Annotated in this window: 20 protein-coding genes and 1 tRNA gene; 11 read left to right on the forward strand and 10 right to left on the reverse strand. The window is 42.4% G+C overall.

Features of this window, described 5'->3' with window-relative positions; genetic code table 11:
• The first annotated feature begins 96 nt into the window (after positions 1 to 96).
• A complete protein-coding gene (tyrR, locus tag GSF13_RS10740) occupies positions 97 to 1,653 on the forward strand; it encodes a transcriptional regulator TyrR (protein WP_010607852.1) in 1,557 nt (518 codons plus the stop codon).
• A 29-nt stretch (positions 1,654 to 1,682) separates the two neighbouring features.
• Here the strand turns inward: tyrR and GSF13_RS10745 are convergent, their stop codons facing one another.
• Positions 1,683 to 2,249 carry a hypothetical protein gene (locus GSF13_RS10745; protein WP_039841562.1) on the reverse strand — a complete coding sequence of 189 codons (567 nt, stop codon included), beginning with the start codon at positions 2,247 to 2,249 and terminating at the stop codon, positions 1,683 to 1,685.
• Positions 2,250 to 2,448: 199 nt separating this feature from the next.
• Here GSF13_RS10745 and GSF13_RS10750 point away from each other — a divergent pair, with 199 nt between their 5' ends.
• Positions 2,449 to 2,982, forward strand: a complete 534-nt coding sequence (locus GSF13_RS10750) for an acyl-CoA thioesterase (protein WP_174170749.1) — start codon at positions 2,449 to 2,451, stop codon at positions 2,980 to 2,982.
• A 74-nt stretch (positions 2,983 to 3,056) separates the two neighbouring features.
• Here the strand turns inward: GSF13_RS10750 and GSF13_RS10755 are convergent, their stop codons facing one another.
• The gene (locus GSF13_RS10755) at positions 3,057 to 3,707 is read right to left on the reverse strand and encodes an OmpW family outer membrane protein (RefSeq protein ID WP_010607855.1); all 651 of its coding nucleotides are present in this window, start codon (positions 3,705 to 3,707) and stop codon (positions 3,057 to 3,059) included.
• Between the two features lie 259 nt (positions 3,708 to 3,966).
• Here GSF13_RS10755 and dapE point away from each other — a divergent pair, with 259 nt between their 5' ends.
• From dapE to GSF13_RS10775, 4 genes are all read left to right on the forward strand, one after another.
• Positions 3,967 to 5,148 (forward strand): succinyl-diaminopimelate desuccinylase, encoded by a 1,182-nt coding sequence (dapE, locus tag GSF13_RS10760; protein WP_211868254.1) that lies wholly within the window; start codon positions 3,967 to 3,969, stop codon positions 5,146 to 5,148.
• A 156-nt stretch (positions 5,149 to 5,304) separates the two neighbouring features.
• The gene (locus tag GSF13_RS10765) at positions 5,305 to 5,751 is read left to right on the forward strand and encodes an Hsp20 family protein (protein WP_010607857.1); all 447 of its coding nucleotides are present in this window, start codon (positions 5,305 to 5,307) and stop codon (positions 5,749 to 5,751) included.
• A 264-nt stretch (positions 5,752 to 6,015) separates the two neighbouring features.
• Positions 6,016 to 6,312, forward strand: a complete 297-nt coding sequence (locus tag GSF13_RS10770) for a hypothetical protein (RefSeq protein ID WP_010607858.1) — start codon at positions 6,016 to 6,018, stop codon at positions 6,310 to 6,312.
• Between the two features lie 27 nt (positions 6,313 to 6,339).
• On the forward strand, positions 6,340 to 7,008 hold the full coding sequence (locus tag GSF13_RS10775) for a hypothetical protein (RefSeq protein WP_010607859.1): 669 nt from the start codon (positions 6,340 to 6,342) through the stop codon (positions 7,006 to 7,008).
• Between the two features lie 56 nt (positions 7,009 to 7,064).
• Here the strand turns inward: GSF13_RS10775 and GSF13_RS10780 are convergent, their stop codons facing one another.
• The 3 genes from GSF13_RS10780 to GSF13_RS10790 are packed head-to-tail and all read right to left on the reverse strand — an operon-like array spanning position 7,065 to position 9,771.
• A complete protein-coding gene (locus tag GSF13_RS10780; protein WP_102056355.1) occupies positions 7,065 to 7,586 on the reverse strand; it encodes a hypothetical protein in 522 nt (173 codons plus the stop codon).
• Positions 7,583 to 8,761 (reverse strand): peptidylprolyl isomerase, encoded by a 1,179-nt coding sequence (locus GSF13_RS10785; RefSeq protein ID WP_211868256.1) that lies wholly within the window; start codon positions 8,759 to 8,761, stop codon positions 7,583 to 7,585. The genes GSF13_RS10780 and GSF13_RS10785 overlap by 4 nt, the downstream gene beginning before the upstream one ends.
• Positions 8,761 to 9,771 carry a phospholipase gene (locus tag GSF13_RS10790; protein ID WP_102056357.1) on the reverse strand — a complete coding sequence of 337 codons (1,011 nt, stop codon included), beginning with the start codon at positions 9,769 to 9,771 and terminating at the stop codon, positions 8,761 to 8,763. Before GSF13_RS10790 ends, GSF13_RS10785 begins: the two co-directional genes overlap by 1 nt.
• A gap of 212 nt (positions 9,772 to 9,983) precedes the next feature.
• Between GSF13_RS10790 and GSF13_RS10795 the strand changes: the two genes are divergently transcribed.
• Positions 9,984 to 10,799 carry a MipA/OmpV family protein gene (locus GSF13_RS10795; protein ID WP_174170746.1) on the forward strand — a complete coding sequence of 272 codons (816 nt, stop codon included), beginning with the start codon at positions 9,984 to 9,986 and terminating at the stop codon, positions 10,797 to 10,799.
• On the forward strand, positions 10,789 to 11,187 hold the full coding sequence (locus tag GSF13_RS10800) for a DUF3019 domain-containing protein (protein WP_010607864.1): 399 nt from the start codon (positions 10,789 to 10,791) through the stop codon (positions 11,185 to 11,187). The genes GSF13_RS10795 and GSF13_RS10800 overlap by 11 nt, the downstream gene beginning before the upstream one ends.
• 25 nt (positions 11,188 to 11,212) lie before the next feature.
• On the opposite strand, the gene GSF13_RS10805 is transcribed toward GSF13_RS10800, so the two are convergent.
• From GSF13_RS10805 to GSF13_RS10825, 5 genes are all read right to left on the reverse strand, one after another.
• Entirely contained in the window at positions 11,213 to 12,772 is a 1,560-nt protein-coding gene (locus GSF13_RS10805; RefSeq protein ID WP_010607865.1) for a cryptochrome/photolyase family protein, read from the reverse strand.
• On the reverse strand, positions 12,772 to 14,076 hold the full coding sequence (locus GSF13_RS10810; protein ID WP_211868258.1) for a DASH family cryptochrome: 1,305 nt from the start codon (positions 14,074 to 14,076) through the stop codon (positions 12,772 to 12,774). The genes GSF13_RS10805 and GSF13_RS10810 overlap by 1 nt, the downstream gene beginning before the upstream one ends.
• Before the next feature lie 59 nt (positions 14,077 to 14,135).
• Positions 14,136 to 14,648 carry a hypothetical protein gene (locus tag GSF13_RS10815; RefSeq protein ID WP_211868260.1) on the reverse strand — a complete coding sequence of 171 codons (513 nt, stop codon included), beginning with the start codon at positions 14,646 to 14,648 and terminating at the stop codon, positions 14,136 to 14,138.
• Between the two features lie 148 nt (positions 14,649 to 14,796).
• On the reverse strand, positions 14,797 to 15,267 hold the full coding sequence (locus tag GSF13_RS10820) for a hypothetical protein (protein ID WP_010607868.1): 471 nt from the start codon (positions 15,265 to 15,267) through the stop codon (positions 14,797 to 14,799).
• A gap of 211 nt (positions 15,268 to 15,478) precedes the next feature.
• Complete coding sequence (locus GSF13_RS10825; RefSeq protein WP_010607869.1) at positions 15,479 to 16,258, reverse strand: delta-class carbonic anhydrase; 780 nt, start codon at positions 16,256 to 16,258, stop codon at positions 15,479 to 15,481.
• Positions 16,259 to 16,989: 731 nt separating this feature from the next.
• Between GSF13_RS10825 and GSF13_RS10830 the strand changes: the two genes are divergently transcribed.
• The 3 genes from GSF13_RS10830 (at position 16,990) to nusA (ending at position 19,331) form a co-directional block, all read left to right on the forward strand.
• Positions 16,990 to 17,066: transfer RNA gene (locus GSF13_RS10830), tRNA-Met, on the forward strand.
• A 270-nt stretch (positions 17,067 to 17,336) separates the two neighbouring features.
• Positions 17,337 to 17,792, forward strand: coding sequence for a ribosome maturation factor RimP (rimP, locus tag GSF13_RS10835; RefSeq protein WP_138582542.1), 456 nt, complete (start codon positions 17,337 to 17,339; stop codon positions 17,790 to 17,792).
• Between the two features lie 39 nt (positions 17,793 to 17,831).
• Positions 17,832 to 19,331 (forward strand): transcription termination factor NusA, encoded by a 1,500-nt coding sequence (nusA, locus tag GSF13_RS10840; protein WP_010607870.1) that lies wholly within the window; start codon positions 17,832 to 17,834, stop codon positions 19,329 to 19,331.
• The last annotated feature ends 25 nt before the right edge of the window (positions 19,332 to 19,356 follow it).

The raw sequence follows: 19,356 nt of genomic DNA on the forward strand, positions 1-19,356 counted from the left end.
CTAAAATTCTGTTCAATATTCTTTACGTTTTTCTAGTCGGACAGCTATTCTTAGAGTATGATCTCGTCAATTGTGAAAACCCGCTTTGAGGAACAAATGCGTCTAGAGATACATTGCGCTGACCGTATTGGTATTGCCCAAGAAATTCTCAATATCTTGGTGAGTTACCGTGTCGACTTGAAAGGTATAGAAGTCGATTCAGTAAATTGTCGAATGTACGTGAGCTTTCCACCCATCGAATTTGAACAGTTTCAGAAAATTATGCCTGAGATCCGCTTAATCGATGGCGTTGAAGATGTTCGTACTACAGCGTTTTTACCGTCAGAACGTGAACATAATGAGCTGAATACTTTGCTCAGTGCGTTGCCTGATGGTGTAATTTCTATCGACGCTAAAGGCTGGGTACGTCATTGCAATGACGCAGCTTGTCGCGACCTTAACATGGTTGAAAAGGAAGTGATCGGTGCCAACATTAACAACCTTTTGAAAGGGTTTAACTTTACTCGTTGGTTAGAAGGTAAAGAGGTGTTAGGCCAGACAACCCGTGTCGAAGTGGGCGGGGAAGATTTTATTGCTGATATTTTGCCAATTTCGGTGCCCCAAGGGATTGAAGGCGATGTATTAGCCGGTGCGGTGATTAACATTAAATCGCAGTCGCGATTAGGACAGCAAGTCAGCGCATTTCGTCGTTATGGACAAGAAAGTTTTGCTACCATCCATAATCACAGCACTGCCATGCGTAGAGTCGTGCGTGAAGCCAGAAAAATGGCGCAGTTAGAAGCGCCAATTCTGATCACAGGTGAAACAGGTACTGGTAAGGAACTGCTTGCCAGAGCATGTCATTATGCTTCCAACCGGTCATTAAAGCCTTTTATCGCACTTTCTTGTGCTTCGCTGCCTGATGACGTTGCTGAGTCCGAGTTGTTTGGGTATGCAGGATATGAAGAAAATGCAGCGCCAAAACGCGGTGTATTAGAGCAAGCGGATGGCGGCACGGTATTCCTCGACGAAGTGGGTGAAATGTCAACCCAGTTACAGACTAAGTTACTGCGTTTCTTACAAGACGGTACTTTCCGAAAAGTCGGTGATGAGAATGAAGTTAAGGTCAATGTTCGCATCATAGCTGCAACGCAAAAAGACTTGCCAGCAATGGTTCAAGAAGGTGTATTTAGAGAAGATCTCTACTATCGTATTAACGTGCTAACGCTCGAAATTTCACCGCTGAGAGATAGAAAAGCGGATATCGGTCCTTTGGCTGAACACTTTGTGCAAAAATATGCCCAGCAAAATGGTCATCCAGCGCCAACATTTGCCAGAGAATGCATTGAATTTTTAGAGAATTACCCGTGGCCTGGTAATGTGAGGCAGTTAGAAAACGCTATTTATCGTGCGGTTTCGTTGCTTGATGATAAAGAGCTTCGTACTGAGCATCTAAACCTACCGACCTTTACCCATGACTTAGGTTATTTGGAGTCTGATTTTGAAGGGACGTTAGATCAAGCCGTGAAGAGATTTGAAGCAACCTTGTTGCGCAAGCTTTACCCCGCTTATCCAAGCTCAAGGCAACTGGCTAAACGTTTGGGATTAAGCCACACAGCCGTTGCCAACAAGCTGCGTGAGTATGGGATAAATAGAAAAACAGTCAAAGTATGATATATAAGGCTACGCAATGAGTGTGGCCTTTATGATTTAGTTCCCATGTCTTTTGTCACGCCATCTACCTTAATATTCTTAACGCCATCTTCTTCAAAAGAGAGTGTGATGCTCACGTTATCTCGCGCAAAGAAGTAATCTATCCCATTTACCGTCAAGACGTAATTACCCTTTACAGAGTCGCTAAACTCTTTTTTCACAAGAGAGATTTGATGATCTGCAATTTGCCACTTAAATTCAGAAATAAAACCTTGATTGAATTCTTGGATCCACACGCGGGTATCGTCTTTACTCAGTGTAATGGCAACTGAGTAAGACTCTGGTAGTTCAGACATATCATAATGATTTGCACCGATGCGAAACTGTTCAGTCTGTTTGTTCCAAGCAAAACCAAACTCAAACGCTTTCTCTACACCGGTTGGGTAGGTTAGTGTGCCTTCCCCTTTAAAGTCAAAGTCTGCGTAGCACATACTGGAAAAGGCAAATAAGGTGGAACAGGTAACAAGGGATAATTTTTTCATCGACTTCACTTCAGTTATTTTACTTAATTTGAGGTTCGCGTATGTAGTAACCGAACTCATTGTTTTTAAGCTCATTTTATAGGCCTTTTTGGTCATGCTAGAAAGGCGTTCATTTTTTGAAGCTCAGGTTATTAATCTAGTTTACCGACTGCATTACTGCAACTAAGGGCAAAGTAATGTATCAGTTATAGACGTAAGCGTAGCAAAATAATCACTTTAGAATATGAATTGCTATGCTAGAATCGAAAAATTATTAACTGGTAAGACCATTGTTATGAATTTATATTTTCGTTTACTGCTGTTGTTTTGGAGAATAAGACAGAATAAACAAACAGCAGATTCCATTTTGTCTCCGATAGATATTGAGTATCGCGCCCTGCCAAGCGATTGCGATATTAATATGCACTTGACCAACTCACGATATCTCGCATTTATGGATTTAGCGCGTACTTGGATGACAGAGCGAGTTGGGTTATTTGCAGCTGTGATGAAACGCCGCTGGTTCCCAATTGTTAACGCTACAGCGATTACCTATATTCGCGATATCAAGCCGCTGCAAAAATTTACCATTACCACTAAGGTGGTGGGATGGGATCATAAATACTTTTACATTGAACAGCGTTTTCATTCAGAGCGTGGGCTGCATGCAATTGCTTATGTGCGTGGGGTATTCAAGCGTAAGGGTGGGGTGGTTGCGGTCGAAGAAATGCTCGAAGTAGCTGGGTTTAACGGTGAAGCACCTATTTTATCTCCTGAGATTATGCATTGGAAAGCCATGTTAGAGGCAAAGAAAAACAGTAATCTATAAACTATAAAGGCCACATCTGTGGCCTTGGGGATTGAGAAAGTAACAGTAAATCTGTGATTTAAACCATTTAGGTATTAGAACTTATATTTCACACCGAACATGGCCACAATTGGGTCAAGCTCTACGTCTGAAGTTAATGCTTTTACGCCGTTTGCGTACACTGTTGCATCGGTATTGATATCCATTTTAGAGATCATACCATGTAGACCCCATTTTTCATTTAAGTCGTAGTTAAAGCCGACTTGTAGTGCGATACCAAAAGAACTATCCAAATCAACTTCTACATCGTTAGTCTTTAGTGTTGCTTTTAGTGCAGCACTTGGCTCTTCATCGAAGAATACTGTGTAGTTTAGACCCGCGCCGATAAATGGGCGGAACTTAGCGCTTGCATCAAAGAAGTGATACTGCGCAAGTAGCGTTGGTGGCAAGTGTTTGATGTCAGCGATTTCCGCCCCTGCTAAGCCACCAGCACCGTCTACGGTGTGAGAAAATGGTGTTGCCGCAACTAGCTCAAATACGATGTTATCGCTGTAGTGGTAATCAAGAGTGATACCAAGCTGGGTGTTTGAATCAGCGACTAAGCCTAGCGAGTTATCTTGATCAATGGCAGAAGCCGTGTTGTCAGGGTTTACATTAATAGCACCAACATTAACACTGAAATTTGCGTGTGCGAAGGGAGCAGCAACTAGCAGAGTAGATAAAAGTGCAGCGCTTAAAGTTTTCATTTTCTTCTCCTAACCCTATGTGAGGACATTTTTAAACTGTGAAACAGTGTGTGTTTTCAATGAAGCCATCTTAAAAGGGTTCAAAAAATGAAAAACTGTTCTAGATCAATTTTTAAATTGTAAGATTTCAGAAATTTTTGAAAGTTTGATTTAGATTAAGTTTTCTCGATGTCATTAATTTGCATTAAAACTGCAATGCTGTGGTCAAAGTTTCATCTTTAAATAATTGCTAGATTTCACCTACAAGTCATTCTCAGTTATGTCATTAGCAACACAGAATCAAAATCTTAGCGCGTCTCACGCAACCGAGATATTAACGCATTTGATCCAAGCGCCTTCGGTTACACCGTGTGATGCAGGCACTATCGCTTTTATGTCAGAGCAACTCGCCGCGCTGGGTTTTACTATTGAGCAGTTTGAGGTGCAGGGAGTAAAAAACTTGATTGCAAGTTATCGTTTCTCTTTTGGACCAACTTTTGCTTTTTCTGGTCATGTGGATGTCGTGCCTGCAAATAATAAAGGCTGGATTGTGCCGCCATTTAGTGCGCAGATTATTGATGGCGTGATGTATGGACGTGGTGCTGCTGATATGAAAGGTGGCGTTGCGGCAATGCTTGCTGCAACCAAAACATTACTACAGCATCGTGAAAAATTACGAGGAAGCTTTTACTGGTTACTCACTTCTGACGAGGAAGGTGAAGCGGAGTTTGGTTCCAAATTGATTGCAGAGCGATTAGCTGAAAATGGCATCGAGCTAGATGCTTGTTTGGTAGGTGAACCGACTTCACATCAAGTAGTGGGAGATACGGTTAAAAATGGTCGTCGCGGTGCGATTTCTGGGCGTATTCAGGTTAAAGGAAGAACGGGGCATGTGGCTTATCCAGAACAAACGGTTAATGCAGCTCACATCGCAGGCCAGCTGGTTAGTCAACTCGCGCTTTTACCTTGGTGGAAAGATGAAGCGGGATCGCAAACCACGCTGCAAGTTACTGGGATCACAGTTCCAAATATCGTGGATAATTTAGTACCAGCAGAGTGTGAAATCACCTTTAATATTCGTTACAGCCATGCCTATAAGAGCCAAGAAGTTGTGCACTATATTCAAGAGTCGCTGGCTAAATCCGGTGCTATGTTAGCGATCAGTTGGGAGCGACCTTGTGAGTCGTTTTATACCGGCGCGAGGCAAGAAAACTGTTTCTTAACGCTGGTAGAGCAAGCAATTCAGGAAACAACGGGGCAGTATCCGAGTTTAAGTACTGCAGGCGGCACCTCCGATGGTCGCTTCTTTGCGACCGGAAAAACGCAAGTGATCGAATGTGGGGTAAAGAATGATTCAATTCATCAAGTGAATGAACATCTATCCCTCAGCGATCTACATGCGATAGAAAAAATATACTTATCTGTTTTAAATAGGTTTTTTAAAAAAGTTGAAAATTTTTAAAAGAATTTTCTTGAAAATAGATTTGCTGACCATAAATAGCTTTATGAGGACGCCGACAGGGCCTCATGAATTAAATAACTATTTGTTTTAAAAGTGCTTATTGGTTCTTTTTTGAAGAGTGAGCACCTATGTATAGCTTTAAGAGGATACAAAATTATGCGTACAGTAGATTTATCACCATTATATCGTTCATTTATCGGTTTTGATCATTTAGCTTCTATGATGGATGCTGCTGCAAGAACAGATAAACAACCTAGCTATCCACCATACAACATCGAAGCGCTAGGTAAAGACAAGTACCAAATTACCATGGCTGTTGCAGGGTTTACCGAGCAAGAGCTAACGCTGGAATCAGAAAACAATACGTTGACCGTAAAGGGACAAAAGCAAGCAACTGAAGAAGCCAACGAGCGTAAATTTATTCATCAAGGGATCGCCGAGCGCGGGTTCGAGCGCAAATTCCAACTTGGCGATCACGTCAAAGTATTAGGTGCAGACTTAGCGCACGGCTTACTGGTTATTGACCTTGAACGCGAGATCCCAGAAGCACTGAAGCCAAGAAAAATAGAAATTGGCTCGGGCAACTTGCTTGAAAGCAAGTAATATCAATCTAATTTATTGATTTCCAACCCGCCGCCGTCAGGCGGCTTTTTTTTTGCCTAAATACAAAGCATTTGTTATTAGTAAAGTTATGCTTCAGTCGTTATCCCCCAGAAAATGAAACTTGGACTAAGACAATACGTAAAAAGACGAAATGGTGTACCACTGGGTCATAATCAGTCACTAGGAAACATGTTTCGGCGGGCTTTCGGCGCTCGGTCTTTCGATGGTTTCTGGGTGTATTGGAATCCTATCTGGAGTTATTACTTGGCGCGCTTCGTATTTCGTCCATGCGCAGCGAAAGTGGGGGAAAAACTTGGCTATTGGTTTACTTTCATAGTGAGTGGCGCATTGCATGACGTTATTGTTGGATTAGTGGTGGGAGAAGCGATTTTTACATTTACCCCATTCTTTGCTGTACTTGGGGCTACTGCGCTTGGATTTAAAGTGACGGGCTATCGTTATTCGAGTCAGCACTTTCTCATTGCACCTTTGTTTAACGGTTCGATCATTGTGTTTAGTTTTTATCTAAGTAGTGTTTTTAGCGAGTTACTTGTATGGTAGAAGAAAAATATTGCGTTGAGATGAAGAATGGAATTAAAAGATAAGCTGATATTGTTGTTGAAATCAGGTGGGTTATCGTTACTCATCGCGGGTGGATTTTATACTTTGTTGTTTTACATGTCTGCACAATTTCATCACCAAGTGCAATTTTCGCCCTTCTCGCAGGATATTGGCGTAAACGCGATGCTAATTTATAGCTTCTTGGTTTTTCTATTTAGTGCCATTTTTAGCTATTTCTTTTTGAAAATGCATGCTGCCCGTCATGATATGCATGTCGATGGCTTAGTTCTGAGCATAAAGTATACACACTTAGTACTTTGGGGAGGTGTTGTCAGCATTGCGATTTATATCTTATTACACATGAATCAACATGTTTTGGTGTTAAAACAAGCCAAAGACAGCCACACTTCAGCTCAGCAACTTGAAGCGTTGGTTTCTTATCTGCCTGAAAGTGGTGATGTGATAGATCTTGCTGTTGCACAAAATCCCGCGACGGCACCAAACACGCTAACTTACTTGAGTCTAAAACGAGACTTTGCTACGCACTTAGCACTTGCCATGAATCCAAGTACTCCCAAAAAAGTGCTAGAAGAAATTATTAGCTATTATCACGGAGGACAACAAGATGTAGTCCTCAATGCGGTGATGAAAAACCCTAATGTGGCTAGCGGCAAGGTTCAGCTGCAGGTACGTTAATCGTTTTGTTCTATGACTGAGCGTATGGGAGACGCGAGAGGAGCCACTGCCTAACTTTATTTGTTATCACGTTCGCTCAATTCAGTACGTAGTTTACTTTGCATGTCTTTAAGTGCTGTGATTTTATCTCTTGCTTCTTGTAACTGTTGCTGTGGTAATCCCTCTTTAATCCCACGTGCTAGCAGCGTTTCTATTTGTTCTACTTTGCCATCAACAGCCGCAATATACTGTTGTTTTAGCTTGGTGTCTTTTTGATCCAAATATGCTTGGTAAGCTTCGGTATCCGACAAATCGCCCTGAAAATCATCTATTTGCTTTTCGGCTTGGCTTATTGGCGGCAGATATTCAGGTTTCGTGATTGGCTTGACGGCTTTGCGTGAGGTCTCGGCATTTGGTTTGATAGCAGTATAAGTATTGATAGGGGGACTTAATGCTACAACTTTTTCCTCTTGCTCAAGCTCAGCCTGCGAGGGGGCGTTATATGTGGGGTTTTGCCAACCTATGTTGGCAAAACGCAGTGTGAATACAGCGATCACTGCTCCAAGGAGTATGACAATCAATGCTTGCCAGTACTTCATATCACCGCTCCGTTGTTTGCCGCTTTCCAAGCCATATAATCTCGCTCGAATTTGTGCTGAGCAAACTCTTGGGTCAGTGCTCGCAGCGCTTGGTAGCGTACTGTCTCACTTTTCACATCGTAGTAATCATATACCGGTGACTGGCTATACAATACTAGCCACTCGCCATTTGGCGTGCGAATACTAGGCGTGATCTTGCCCTGTTTACTACTAAATGCCAGTTGTGTTTCCCATTTCGGCGTGCTTTGGCGTGTCAGCGGAATTAATTCAGTCTGCCATATTAATGTAGGGGTATATTTAGCGACGGCTTGTTGCCATGAGTGTGCATTTGCATATTCGTTAAATTGCTGTGCGGTTTTTTGTTCGGGAAATTTCGCTGCGCTCGCACTCACTTGCTTGACGTATTTAAACCTCTTCTTATGACGCTCATAATACTTCGCGATGGCACTATCAGGAATTTCACTTTTTAGGGTATCGACATAGAGGCTCGTTGCACCATGCATCTCTTCCTTAACACCAAGAAATGCCAGCATGCTCGGCCTCAATAGTTCTGCGGTTACCACTTGTCGTAACTGTTCTATTGTCAGACCTTGCTTTGCCACATAAGGTTTTGCGGCGGTAAATAGCGCCTGTTGATTGAGATGTTGATTGACAATAGCTTGCAATAACGAGAGCTCTCCTTGGTGAAGTTTAAAGCGGTTTTGCATTGATTGGCTATGTAATACTTGAGCAAGTGTCAGTGGCGCTGATTTTGTTAGTTGCAGCTGTTGCCATTTGAGTAATTGCTCAGCAGTGTATTGCCCGTCAGCGGGGTACTGTCCTAGTAAAGACAGCATCTGATCCTTATCAAATACCAAAGGGTAATGCTTCTTTTCAAGCTGAGTAAGTGCAGGAAACCAGTGAAGGAGTGAACTGGCGAGAAACTTATCGACATGATATTGGGTGCTGAAACCGACTCTGGATTGGCGCTCTAAAATACTTGGATTAAGTTGCTTTGCTTGGAATAGCAAGAATTGATTTTCAAGCAATTGCGCAGTAGTTTGCTTTTTTGATAACTCTCGGCCTTGCTCAAGATAGAGTTGATGAACTAAATGCGTCAGAGATTTAGGTATGCTCGGTGAGGCAAAACTTGGTAAGCAAAAGCTACTTACCAAGAAAAATAGAACTAGACGCATTACCTAACGTCCATCGCATGATTTATCAAATGAACGACCATGGCTATTGCGTGAGGGATCACTTGCTTACCTGTATTTACACGATCGTAATGATCCTCTGAATTTAACACGATACCACCTTGTGAATAAGAGAAAGAACCGCCTTGTGTTAGTAATGGGCGAATATCTGTTGAGTTGCTATCAACAGCGCTGAAACTATTCATCGCTTGCTTTACTAAGGTAAAATCGTTCAATGATTCTTGGTCATAGTAGTCTTTCACCCAAGACTCCCAACCTGCATGATTCAAATCTGATGTTGTCCAAGTATGATGCGGTTGAAGTAAATCTGTAGTGTGAAAAACAAAGCCTAGTACCTGTGGGTTACCGCTCTGTACATAGCTTTGATACCAGTACTGGCCTAAGTTATCAATTGGCTGAAAAGGCATTTCTTCAAAATCATCGTACATGCTATACGTTGAGTGGCTATCGATACGATAGTGTTTTTCTGTGATCCCATAACTATCATATTCAGTATCATCAGCGCTAAACCAACCTGTTTCGCCGCCATGACCATCGTCTAAATAATCGCCTTTCAGCCAAGTGGCAGCCATTGAATCAACAGAGCCTGATACGGTAAGTTTCTGATAATTATAACCACCGAAGTCATTGCCGTGAGTATCAGCACCTTGAGTATGGTTTTGGAAGTGCCAGTAACTGGTGTATTTCACGATGCTTTCAGCTGCACCCCAAAGCGGTGCTTGTACACAGTCACCCGTAATGGCGCCGCAGAAGAATGTATCCTCAAAATCATCAACATCATACGCAGCTTGGCCCAGTAAATTGGCTAGTTGAGAAACTGACATGCCGTTAGCTTGAGCATATGCTTGTAACTTTGCGTACTGTGTTGTAGTTGGATTCTGTGCCATGTAATTTACGGCGTCGATGACGATGCGCTTATGTGTCTCTTGACTAAACGCGTGGCTTTGCCCTGCTGCGACTAAAAGGGCTATAGGAAGTAAATAATTTTTCATGAGTTGCCTCTATAAATTTTAATTTGTGTGAACGCAATTTTTCTACTTAAAAAACGAAGTGCGCTATTTAAAATAATTTATGTGAATTTTTGATTAAAATAAAGTTAAATTTTGATTGTGTTAAAATTCAAAGAAGATGCTTGTTGGTCACAAATGGGTCAGGTATGATCTCGGGGAGAATTTAGGCACACCTGCGCTAAACGAATGGAACTATGAAAAAACTACTTATAATAATCAGTTTATTGTTACCGTTTTATGGAATTTGCGAAGAACAAAGTGACGAACTTGATGACGAGTTTGCTTGGCAGCTGAGTGTCGGTGCCTTTTACGTTGATATGACAATGCCTGCTTTAATTGGCACGGACTCGACATTCAAACATGGCACTTTTTTAGTCGATGCAAAGGTAGAGTATAAAAGCTTTTACTTGAATACCCATTCAGGTGATTTTTTTGGTGGCTCGGATATAGGTTACCAAATTATCAATAATGGAGAATGGGGTATAGATGCTATCTATGGCAGTTATATGTTGCCTTTTTCTGAACGTGGTTACTATGACACTGATGATGTCGTGCCTGAACTGAGAGGAATACGTAAACGCGATCAAGATAATTCATTGGGCTTTTCCTATTACCGTCATGTTGGTGAATTTCTTGCTGTTGCTGAGATTGTTTACGATGTCTTTGGGGAAACAAACGGTTGGGTTTTTCACCTCGAAGCGACACGTAATTTTGAACTGAGAAACTGGGATTTATGGCTTAATTTTGGCGCTAACTATTATTCTAGTAATTTTCATAATTACTTTTATGGTGTTTTAGAATCCGAAGTCAATGATTATTTAACCCCCTATAAACCTGGTGCTTCAGCTTCTGCGTTTATGCAAATGCAACTTAATTACCCAATTGCAGAGGATTGGGTGTTTAGCGCAGGTGCATCGTGGTTAGTTGGTTCTCAAGATACGTTAGATAGCCCCTTAGTTCGCTCTCGTCACGCCAGAGTATTCTTTACTGGGGTGAAATATGTTTTCTAAATTAATCACATGGACAGTGCTGTTTTGGAGTATTTCACTGAGCCAACAACTCCGTGCTGCTGAAACTAATCCAGTGGGAATACTTCATGCCGTGCCGAGCAAGTGTGTAGCCCTGAACCAAGGGCGAACTTGCTATGCGGATGTCAAAGTAACGGTGAATGCGCCTTCCGAAGGGGATTACTGCATTCGAGAAAGTTTATCGAAGAAGATCCTGCAGTGTTGGGCCAAAGCGGATACCTTTAAATATGAGCTAGACTTTAGTTCGGATGAAAGTTTGAGCTATGAGCTTATCTCAAAGCAGTCTCGAGATGTGCTAGCTGTGACCACTATTGAGGTGAATTGGGTTCACAAAGTAAAAACAAAAAAAAGGCGTTGGCGCCTCTTTTGATCCGAAGGCTGCGTGCGAGCGTAGCCTAAAGTTGCTCGATGTTATCTAAACACCACTGAGCCCTTGCAAGCACCTCTTGCCGTGTTTTCTCATCTTGTTTTTGCCAATTTCGATAGATCATACCAATACGGTGGTTATTGGCAAACTTATCCTCATGGCGGTGCATAAAATGCCAATATAGGCTGTTAAGGGGACATGCATCATTGCTTGATTTTTGCTTGACGTCGTAGTGGCAGTGCTGACAATAATCACTCATTTTTTGTATGTAGTTACCACTTGCGGAGTAGGGTTTGGTTGCCACTATGCCGTGGTCTGCAAATTGTGTCATGCCTCTGGTGTTTGGCATTTCGACCCATTCAATGGCGTCGATGTATATACCTAAATACCATTCATCCACTTGATCAGGGTGTATTCCGGTTAGCAGACAAAAGTTTCCCGTGACCATTAATCTTTGAATGTGGTGAGCGTAGGCATAATCAAGGCTTTGATTGATAGCTTCACTTAAACAGCGCATCTTCGTTTTTCCATGCCAAAAATAGCCTGGCAAATTGCGCTGAGCAAGCAAGTAATTTTTATGACGGTAGTCCGGCATATTGAGCCAATAGACGGCTCGGATATACTCTCGCCAGCCCAATATTTGCCTAACAAATCCCTCAATCTGTGCAATATCAATTTGTGAGTTGTCTTGGTAAGCCGCTATCGCGCTATCGATAACGTGTTTGGGGTGAAGCATTTTTGTATTCAACGCAAAAGAGAGTCGTGAGTGATACAGTGTCCATTTATCGACACTTTTACAGGTCATTGCATCTTGAAATTGACCGAATAAAGGCAATAGGTGTTCACAGAAAAAGGCCAAAAGATCGTGAGCTTGCGCACGGTTAGCCGGCCACAGCAATGATTCTTCGCTGTTACCAATGGTCTTCACTTTATGCCGTTTTATCCGCTTTAAAATGTCACTAACATCGTTGGCAAAACAAAGCGGCTGTGGGATAGCGTCGATGTCTTTTGACTTGAGCTTATTACGGTTTTTACTGTCGAAATTCCATTGCTTGCCAAGCGGTTCACCGTCGTCCATTAATACATTAAAACGGCGCCTGAGCTTGCGATAAAAAAACTCCATTGTGGTGTGTTTTCCTGGCGTTAAATAATCATCCAACTCTTCGTAAGGGACTAGAAAATGCTCAGTGTCATAGCAACGAACCTGTAACTGGTCGAGTGTTAATTCCATCATTTGCTTCAGTAAGCGATATTCATCAGGTCGTTGATAGTCAAAGCTCGACACTTGATATTTATCACATAAATGAGCAATTAAAGCGGGGAGATCAGAATAGTCCTGAGTCTCATCGAGGGTGAGATGTAGCACATGAAAGCCTACCTTATTCAATGCGATGGCGAAATTTTCCATGGCTTTGAAGAATGCGCATACTTTTTGTATATGATGTTTGGTGTAGTCGGCCTCTTGTTTGAGTTCTGCAATCAGATAAAGGTACTCAGCTTTATCGTCAGCAAACCAACTATGCTTGGCGTTGAGTTGGTCGCCAAGAATTAATCTGAGGCCTTTATATTGAGGCTTTTGTTGTGTCATTAGTTATCCTCCAAAGGCCAACCAACATGATCTTGGCTGTCGAGTTGTAGAGTAGTTTCTCCTTGCCATAATTTTATATATTCACCATCTGGGTCAAATAGTGCTTGTTGCTTTGTGATATTGAAATGGCGACCGCCACGAGGATCTGCTCCAACACCAGCGATATACTGCCAATTACCCCAGTTCGCTGCGACGTCGTAATCGATAAGATGTTGCTCGAAAAAAGCGGCGCCGTAGCGCCAATCTAGCTGTAGCTCATTAACACAGTAGCTCGCAGCTATTTGTCTCGCTCTGTTGGAAATCCAGCCGGTTTTAGTCAATTCGTGCATAATGGCATTGACTAGCGCGCTGGGCGTTCGGCCTTGGCACCACTTTAAAAAGCGCTCTGGATAGAAACTGGTTTTTGGTGTTTTGGCTTTGACGCCTGAAAAGCAAAATAGCGTGTGTTGATGTTTGAGGGCATACCAATGAAAGTACTCACGCCACAACAGTTCAAACCAAATCCAATAGGTTGATTCATTTGCGCCTCTTTGTAGCTTAAATTGCGTAAGTGCTTGCTTGATCTGTCTAGAGCTGATAGCGCCAGAGGCTAGTATTGGACTAAACCGAGTGGAAAAATGATCACCGAACAAGGCGTTTCGAGTTTCTTTGTATGTGAGAGCCGCATCCGTTTGGAAGTATTGTTGTAGCTGTTGCTGGGCTTGCGCTTCGCCTGCGGCTACTTTGATATTGTATGAAGAGTTTGCTTTAAATTCAGCTAAATCTAAAACCCGATTCGGTCTTGGTGGAAGCGTAGCGGTTGCAATAGGTGATTTAGGTTCAATTTCCTCTACAGCTTTGCGAAATGGCGTAAAGCTCGGTGGCAGCTCACTGATTTTGAGTGATAGTGTATCTGGTTCAAACAGCGTACTAGAATAAGCGCTAACGTATTGAATGTAAGGAAAGTTATCTTGTAATTTTAACCAAAGCTTTTGTTCATCGAATCCTGGATGAGCTGCGCGGCCAATATGAGTTACCTGCTGTGTATGAATAATCTCAGTCAGTGCTTTGAGCTGAGCTGTGTTACTTAGCATATACAGCTTCTGTTGTTGTGACGTTAGTGACTGATGCAAGGCGTTGAGCGTCTGATTGCGATAACATTCGACAGCAAAAGAAGTTGAGCACTGCGCTTTGCGAGCCGTCCAAAGGTTTACAGTGGGTAGATAAATGCAGATAAGTGTATCAACTAGAGACGCCAGCTTTGTAAGTGCGGGGTTATCACTAAGGCGGCAGTCGTTTTCAAATAAATAGAGTCCTACTTTCACGTTTATTCTTAACAGTCATGAACGAATAAGACTCTATACGTAACGATCAACTAAATTGCTCAGTTAGTTTGGCAAGATTCTATAAGTGTACGCAAGTGAGCACCAACGTCTTGTGTTTTGGTTTGGCCTTGCTCAAGTAAGTGGCTCGCTTGCTGTTTTAGTTCCGCCAAATCATACTGCTCGAGCAAAGTTCTTAAATATCTAACTGTATCAGCACCTTGCTGAAGCAAATCAGGAAATTGTTCGATGGAAACTTCCTGTTGGCTTAGGCGAGAAATAGAGTTGAGTAGGTCGCTTAAATTTGCACTGTCTTGCAATGCGCCTTCAACCGCAATAAGCGCGCCCATCGGATCGGCATCTAGATTATTTGCAACGCAAGCTGCAACACTGCCAGCCTCTGCTGATGCTTGCACTGACTCAATTCCTTTATCACGGATCTGCTCAACCACTTGTTGTAGTTCTTGATGTTCAGATAAATATTGTGCCTCGATTTGGGCTTTAGAGTCTTCCAGCATATCGCATGCGGTAAGTGAAACGACCATAGTAGACGCAAAGGCAATCGCTCTTAGCATTTTATCACTTCCTATATAAAGATTTTGTGAAAGTCTAAAGAGCTGAGAGCCAGAAGTCACGCAGAGTTTGGTTTTGTAAGCTCTGCATGACTTTGATCTTAGAGTAATGTTTAGTGGCTACCGTTGTCTCTTCGTTTAGCAGCTCAAGTTAGTTTGCTTGTTGCTGCGCTCTTTTGAACTCTTGTAGACCAACAATATTGGTTTTTTTGAATAATTCAAAGCGCAGCATATTTTCGATGAGTAACAGTGCTTTGTTCCAAGCGTTTTTTGCTGCTGTGGTAAAATGCCTGCCAAGATGATTTTTCAGCGTTGCTGTAAAGGTAAACAACAAGACACTGATATCTTTTTCTGACGTTCCCATAAATAACAGCGTACCGCGTTGTTTTTGCAGATAATGTAATAAGTTTGACTGCTGTGGGATACGCATCACACAATTTTGAACAAAATCAAATATTTGATGCTCCCAGATTATGAGTTGTCCCACATTTGTTGGAATTTGCATGCGCAAATCGTAATGTTGAATTTGGTTGTACCAAGAAGTGCAAAAGCCATGGAAATTCGGACGAATACTCGCAAGCGTTTGAGTTAAAAGTTGATATTGATAGGGAGTAATGCTCATAGACGCCTCTTCAAACTGATTGAAGAGCGGATCCTTTGCTCAAAAACAAATAGCCTAAGTCTGAGTATAGCTGTTTTTTTAAAATGCGAGACTTTTTAATATTTTTTTTGTGAGCTTTTTCTTACGTTGCAATAATCAATTGAATTTCAATATGCTGGACCTAGCTATAGTAGGCCGAGATTGAGTAACGGCCCACATTGATTTAAAAATATTAGTGCTTAATTGGTGAAAGCAACTGTGGATCTGTCACGAGTTTACGAATGCCATGCGCATGGTCCTCTTCAAAAGCATTGTCTTTACACCAACGCGCGAGACTATTTATATCAACTTTGGCACAGCTTGGGCGTACACTCCAACTTACCTGTAAAGGTGAGCACTGTTGGTTGTTATAGCTAGGTCCAGTCGTCGAACCTAAAAACTCAACTGGTGTGCCTGTATTACTTGGTAAAACACCTGCTTGATGGTAACCGCCAACTTGGCCTTGATAATCAAGCTCAGTGAAGTCTTGCGCATTTTCATCATTAACCACTAAAAACACCTGAGTTTCGACGCGTAGATCGGGGTTGGCGCAGCCGTCATTTAAGCAAGCACCGAGGGTCGGGCCCGGTTTTACATCACAAGAGCTATGAACCCAGTGTACTTCAATCGTATCGCCGGGCTTTACGTTGTTACATACTTTATCTTCTACAGGATCAAGCTCTGCTGGGGTGAGGCTTGCAGTTGCATTACATTGGAATCCGCCGTACTTTGGGTCATTGGAAACGACAGAGAAGTCTTTGGCTTTATGTTCTGCATTTTTATGAAAATGGATGTTACATAGGTTGAGTTTTTCTTTTGGTGGAGCCATAGCAAAAACCCGTTTGTTGTGACCCTGCAAACTATCAATATCTCTCGGTGTTTGTGGTCCTGCCGATTCGCATTGCGCTGCAAATGCTTCAAAGCTAAATATAGACAGCGCTGTCAATTTACTTGGTTTTATAACCGTTCTCATTTGGTTTTCCTTTCTTTCGTGATTTTCTTGTCCCCAATTATGGATTAAATATTTCTTTTTTGTTACAAAAAATGAAAGGAGACGAAACTGGACCGATGAGTTGGGCATCACGGTGTTGTATGTGAAAAGTAAAATACCTGATTACATCTCAGCAACGAGCTGAAACGTCAGAAGATAGTTCTAAATCAAGGTTGCTATCTAGGCATACTGTCTTTATAATACGCAGCATATTTAGTCAATCGGACTGAAACTTTCGTTTTTCAGTATAATTGGCTTTAAGTATGGGCAATACATCGCCCATTAAAATGGCATTTTTTAGATGCCATTTCTTTGAAAAGTAGAAGTAAAACAATTTTATGTTTCGGTGTAGAATGGAGTTGCTCGATAGATGGTCGGGCGCTTGATTTGGTAAAGTGCCGAAGGTCGTCGGTTCAAATCCGATTACCACTTCTTTGAAAAGTAGAAGTAAAACAATTTTATGTTTCGGTGTAGAATTGAGTTGCTCGATAGATGGTCGGGCGCTTGATTTGGTAAAGTGCCGAAGGTCGTCGGTTCAAATCCGATTGCCACTTCTTTGAAAAGTAGAAGTAAAACAATTTTATGTTTCGGTGTAGAATGAAGTTGCTTGATAGATGGTCGGGCGCTTGATTTTGTGAAGTGCCGAAGGTCGTCGGTTCAAATCCGACTTCCACTTCTTTGAAAAGTAGAAGTAAAACAATTTTATGTGTTGGCGCGGGATGGAGCAGCCTGGTAGCTCGTCGGGCTCATAACCCGAAGGTCGTCGGTTCAAATCCGGCTCCCGCAACCAAGTTAAAGATTGAGTTCTTTGATTTCGCGCATTCCTTGTAATGCGCGTTTTGCGTTTAAGCATCGGCTTTTTTGTTTAAGTTGATGATTAATTTGGCTGAGATAGCTCGCAAACCAAGCACGGCCTTTGGCCACACAGTTTGTTATTCGTGTGACGCCCCGCTTGGTTCGGGGCGTTGTTGTATCTGGCGCAAGGTGTATTCTGAGCCCAAGATCAAGCAGCTATGATTTGGGGCTTTAGGCCCTTTTTTTGTTTGTATGGAGGAGTTCTGTGTCAAAACTCGAGCAAGATTTGACTGAAATGTTGGAGCCTGCAGTTGCTGCGTGTGGCTTTGAATTACTCGGTCTTGAGTTTGTGCAAGCTGGTCGTCATTCTACACTTCGTGTATATATCGATCATGAAAACGGCATTAATGTAGATGACTGTGCGGAAGTGAGTCGTCAAGTTAGTGCAATTTTAGATGTCGAAGACCCGATTACGAACGAATATAGTTTGGAAGTATCTTCTCCTGGTGTTGACAGACCATTATTCAAACAAGCTCACTATGAAGCAGCAGTGGGAGAGGAAGTACGTTTGCGTACTAAACTTCCGCAAGAAGGTCGCCGTAATTTTAAAGGCGACTTAGTAGCAGTTAATGGCGATATGATCACGTTAAAAGTTGACGCTCAGGAATTTATCCTGATGTTAAGCAACATTGAGCGTGCCAATATCATCGCAAAATTCTAACTTTGAGTGCGAAGGACAAGGGCAAGCGAGGCATTACCTATGGCAAAAGAAATATTGTTGGTGGCAGAAGCTGTTTCCAATGAAAAAGCGGTCCCAAGAGAAAAGATTTTTGAAGCATTAGAGTTCGCACTAGCGACAGCAACAAAAAAGAAGCACGGCGGTGAGATCGAAGTACGCGTTACTATCGACCGTAAAACGGGCGAGTACGATACTTTTCGTCGTTGGAAAGCGGTTGAACCACAAGAAGACGGTTCACTAGAAAATCCATATGCGGAAATCACGATTGAAGCGGCGCAAGTTGATGAGCCTGACGTTCAATTAGGTGATTACGTTGAAGAGCAGATCGAATCAATTAAATTTGACCGTATCACCACACAGATGGCGAAACAGGTAATCGTACAAAAAGTACGTGAAGCTGAGCGCGCATTAGTTGTTGATGCATATAAAGATCAAAAAGGCGAGCTAGTGACAGGTGTTGTTAAAAAAGCAACGCGTGACGCTATCGTTATCGACCTTGGTAACAATGCTGAAGCGGTAATTTACCGTGAAGACATGCTACCACGTGAAAGCTTCCGTCCGGGCGACCGTGTGCGTGGTCTACTTTACGAAGTGAAGCCTGAAGCGCGTGGTGCTCAGCTATTTGTTACGCGTTCTAAGCCTGAAATGTTGATGGAACTATTCCGTATTGAAGTTCCGGAAATCGGCGAAGAAATGATTGAACTTAGAGGTGCTGCACGCGACCCTGGTTCTCGTGCTAAAATCGCTGTAAAATCAAACGACAAGCGTATCGACCCTGTAGGTGCATGTGTTGGTATGCGTGGCGCACGTGTACAAGCTGTGTCTTCAGAACTTGGCGGTGAGCGTGTTGACATTGTACTTTACGATGATAATCCAGCACAGTTCGTAATCAACGCAATGGCACCGGCTGAAGTAGCTTCAATCGTAATGGATGAAGATACGCGCACGATGGAAATTGCAGTTGAAGCTGACAACCTAGCGCAAGCGATTGGTCGTAATGGTCAAAACGTACGTTTAGCTAGCCAACTTACTGGTTGGGAACTAAATGTAATGACAGTGGAAGAGATGGAGCGTAAGAGCTCGGAAGAATCAGATAAATTGGTTAATCTATTCACTGAAAATCTAGACATCGACGATGATTTTGCAACACTACTGATTAACGAAGGTTTCTCTTCACTTGAAGAGGTGGCTTATGTACCAGTAGCTGAATTTTTAGAAATCGACGGTCTAGACGAAGAAACCGTTGAAGAGCTACGTAACCGTGCGAAAGATGCACTGACTACGAAAGCACTTCGCGATGAAGAAAGTCTTGAAAATGCAGAACCTGCAGAAGACCTACTAGCACTTGAAGGACTTGAGCGTCATACCGCTTTTGTTTTTGCTAGCAAAGGTATCGTTACACTTGAAGACCTTGCAGAGCAAGGTATTGATGACTTAGTTGAAATTTCTGAGTTATCAGAAGAGCAAGCTGGTGAGTTAATCATGGCCGCACGTAACATTTGCTGGTTCAGCGAAGAGTAATTTATTAACGGAGGTAACATCACAT

The organism is Pseudoalteromonas sp. M8, from assembly GCF_018141365.1.
Lineage (GTDB): Bacteria > Pseudomonadota > Gammaproteobacteria > Enterobacterales > Alteromonadaceae > Pseudoalteromonas.

What these genes read in the sequence shown, in the direction of transcription:
- GSF13_RS10780 (WP_102056355.1), bottom strand. Translation starts at nt 7,586, where the DNA reads ATGAAGTACTGGCAAGCATTGATTGTCATACTCCTTGGAGCAGTGATC.
- tyrR (WP_010607852.1), top strand. Translation starts at nt 97, where the DNA reads ATGCGTCTAGAGATACATTGCGCTGACCGTATTGGTATTGCCCAAGAA.
- dapE (WP_211868254.1), top strand. Translation starts at nt 3,967, where the DNA reads ATGTCATTAGCAACACAGAATCAAAATCTTAGCGCGTCTCACGCAACC.
- GSF13_RS10815 (WP_211868260.1), bottom strand. Translation starts at nt 14,648, where the DNA reads ATGCTAAGAGCGATTGCCTTTGCGTCTACTATGGTCGTTTCACTTACC.
- GSF13_RS10825 (WP_010607869.1), bottom strand. Translation starts at nt 16,258, where the DNA reads ATGAGAACGGTTATAAAACCAAGTAAATTGACAGCGCTGTCTATATTT.
- GSF13_RS10750 (WP_174170749.1), top strand. Translation starts at nt 2,449, where the DNA reads ATGAATTTATATTTTCGTTTACTGCTGTTGTTTTGGAGAATAAGACAG.
- GSF13_RS10765 (WP_010607857.1), top strand. Translation starts at nt 5,305, where the DNA reads ATGCGTACAGTAGATTTATCACCATTATATCGTTCATTTATCGGTTTT.
- GSF13_RS10820 (WP_010607868.1), bottom strand. Translation starts at nt 15,267, where the DNA reads ATGAGCATTACTCCCTATCAATATCAACTTTTAACTCAAACGCTTGCG.
- GSF13_RS10775 (WP_010607859.1), top strand. Translation starts at nt 6,340, where the DNA reads ATGGAATTAAAAGATAAGCTGATATTGTTGTTGAAATCAGGTGGGTTA.
- GSF13_RS10790 (WP_102056357.1), bottom strand. Translation starts at nt 9,771, where the DNA reads ATGAAAAATTATTTACTTCCTATAGCCCTTTTAGTCGCAGCAGGGCAA.
- GSF13_RS10755 (WP_010607855.1), bottom strand. Translation starts at nt 3,707, where the DNA reads ATGAAAACTTTAAGCGCTGCACTTTTATCTACTCTGCTAGTTGCTGCT.
- GSF13_RS10800 (WP_010607864.1), top strand. Translation starts at nt 10,789, where the DNA reads ATGTTTTCTAAATTAATCACATGGACAGTGCTGTTTTGGAGTATTTCA.
- GSF13_RS10795 (WP_174170746.1), top strand. Translation starts at nt 9,984, where the DNA reads ATGAAAAAACTACTTATAATAATCAGTTTATTGTTACCGTTTTATGGA.
- nusA (WP_010607870.1), top strand. Translation starts at nt 17,832, where the DNA reads ATGGCAAAAGAAATATTGTTGGTGGCAGAAGCTGTTTCCAATGAAAAA.
- GSF13_RS10745 (WP_039841562.1), bottom strand. Translation starts at nt 2,249, where the DNA reads ATGAGCTTAAAAACAATGAGTTCGGTTACTACATACGCGAACCTCAAA.
- GSF13_RS10785 (WP_211868256.1), bottom strand. Translation starts at nt 8,761, where the DNA reads ATGCGTCTAGTTCTATTTTTCTTGGTAAGTAGCTTTTGCTTACCAAGT.
- GSF13_RS10805 (WP_010607865.1), bottom strand. Translation starts at nt 12,772, where the DNA reads ATGACACAACAAAAGCCTCAATATAAAGGCCTCAGATTAATTCTTGGC.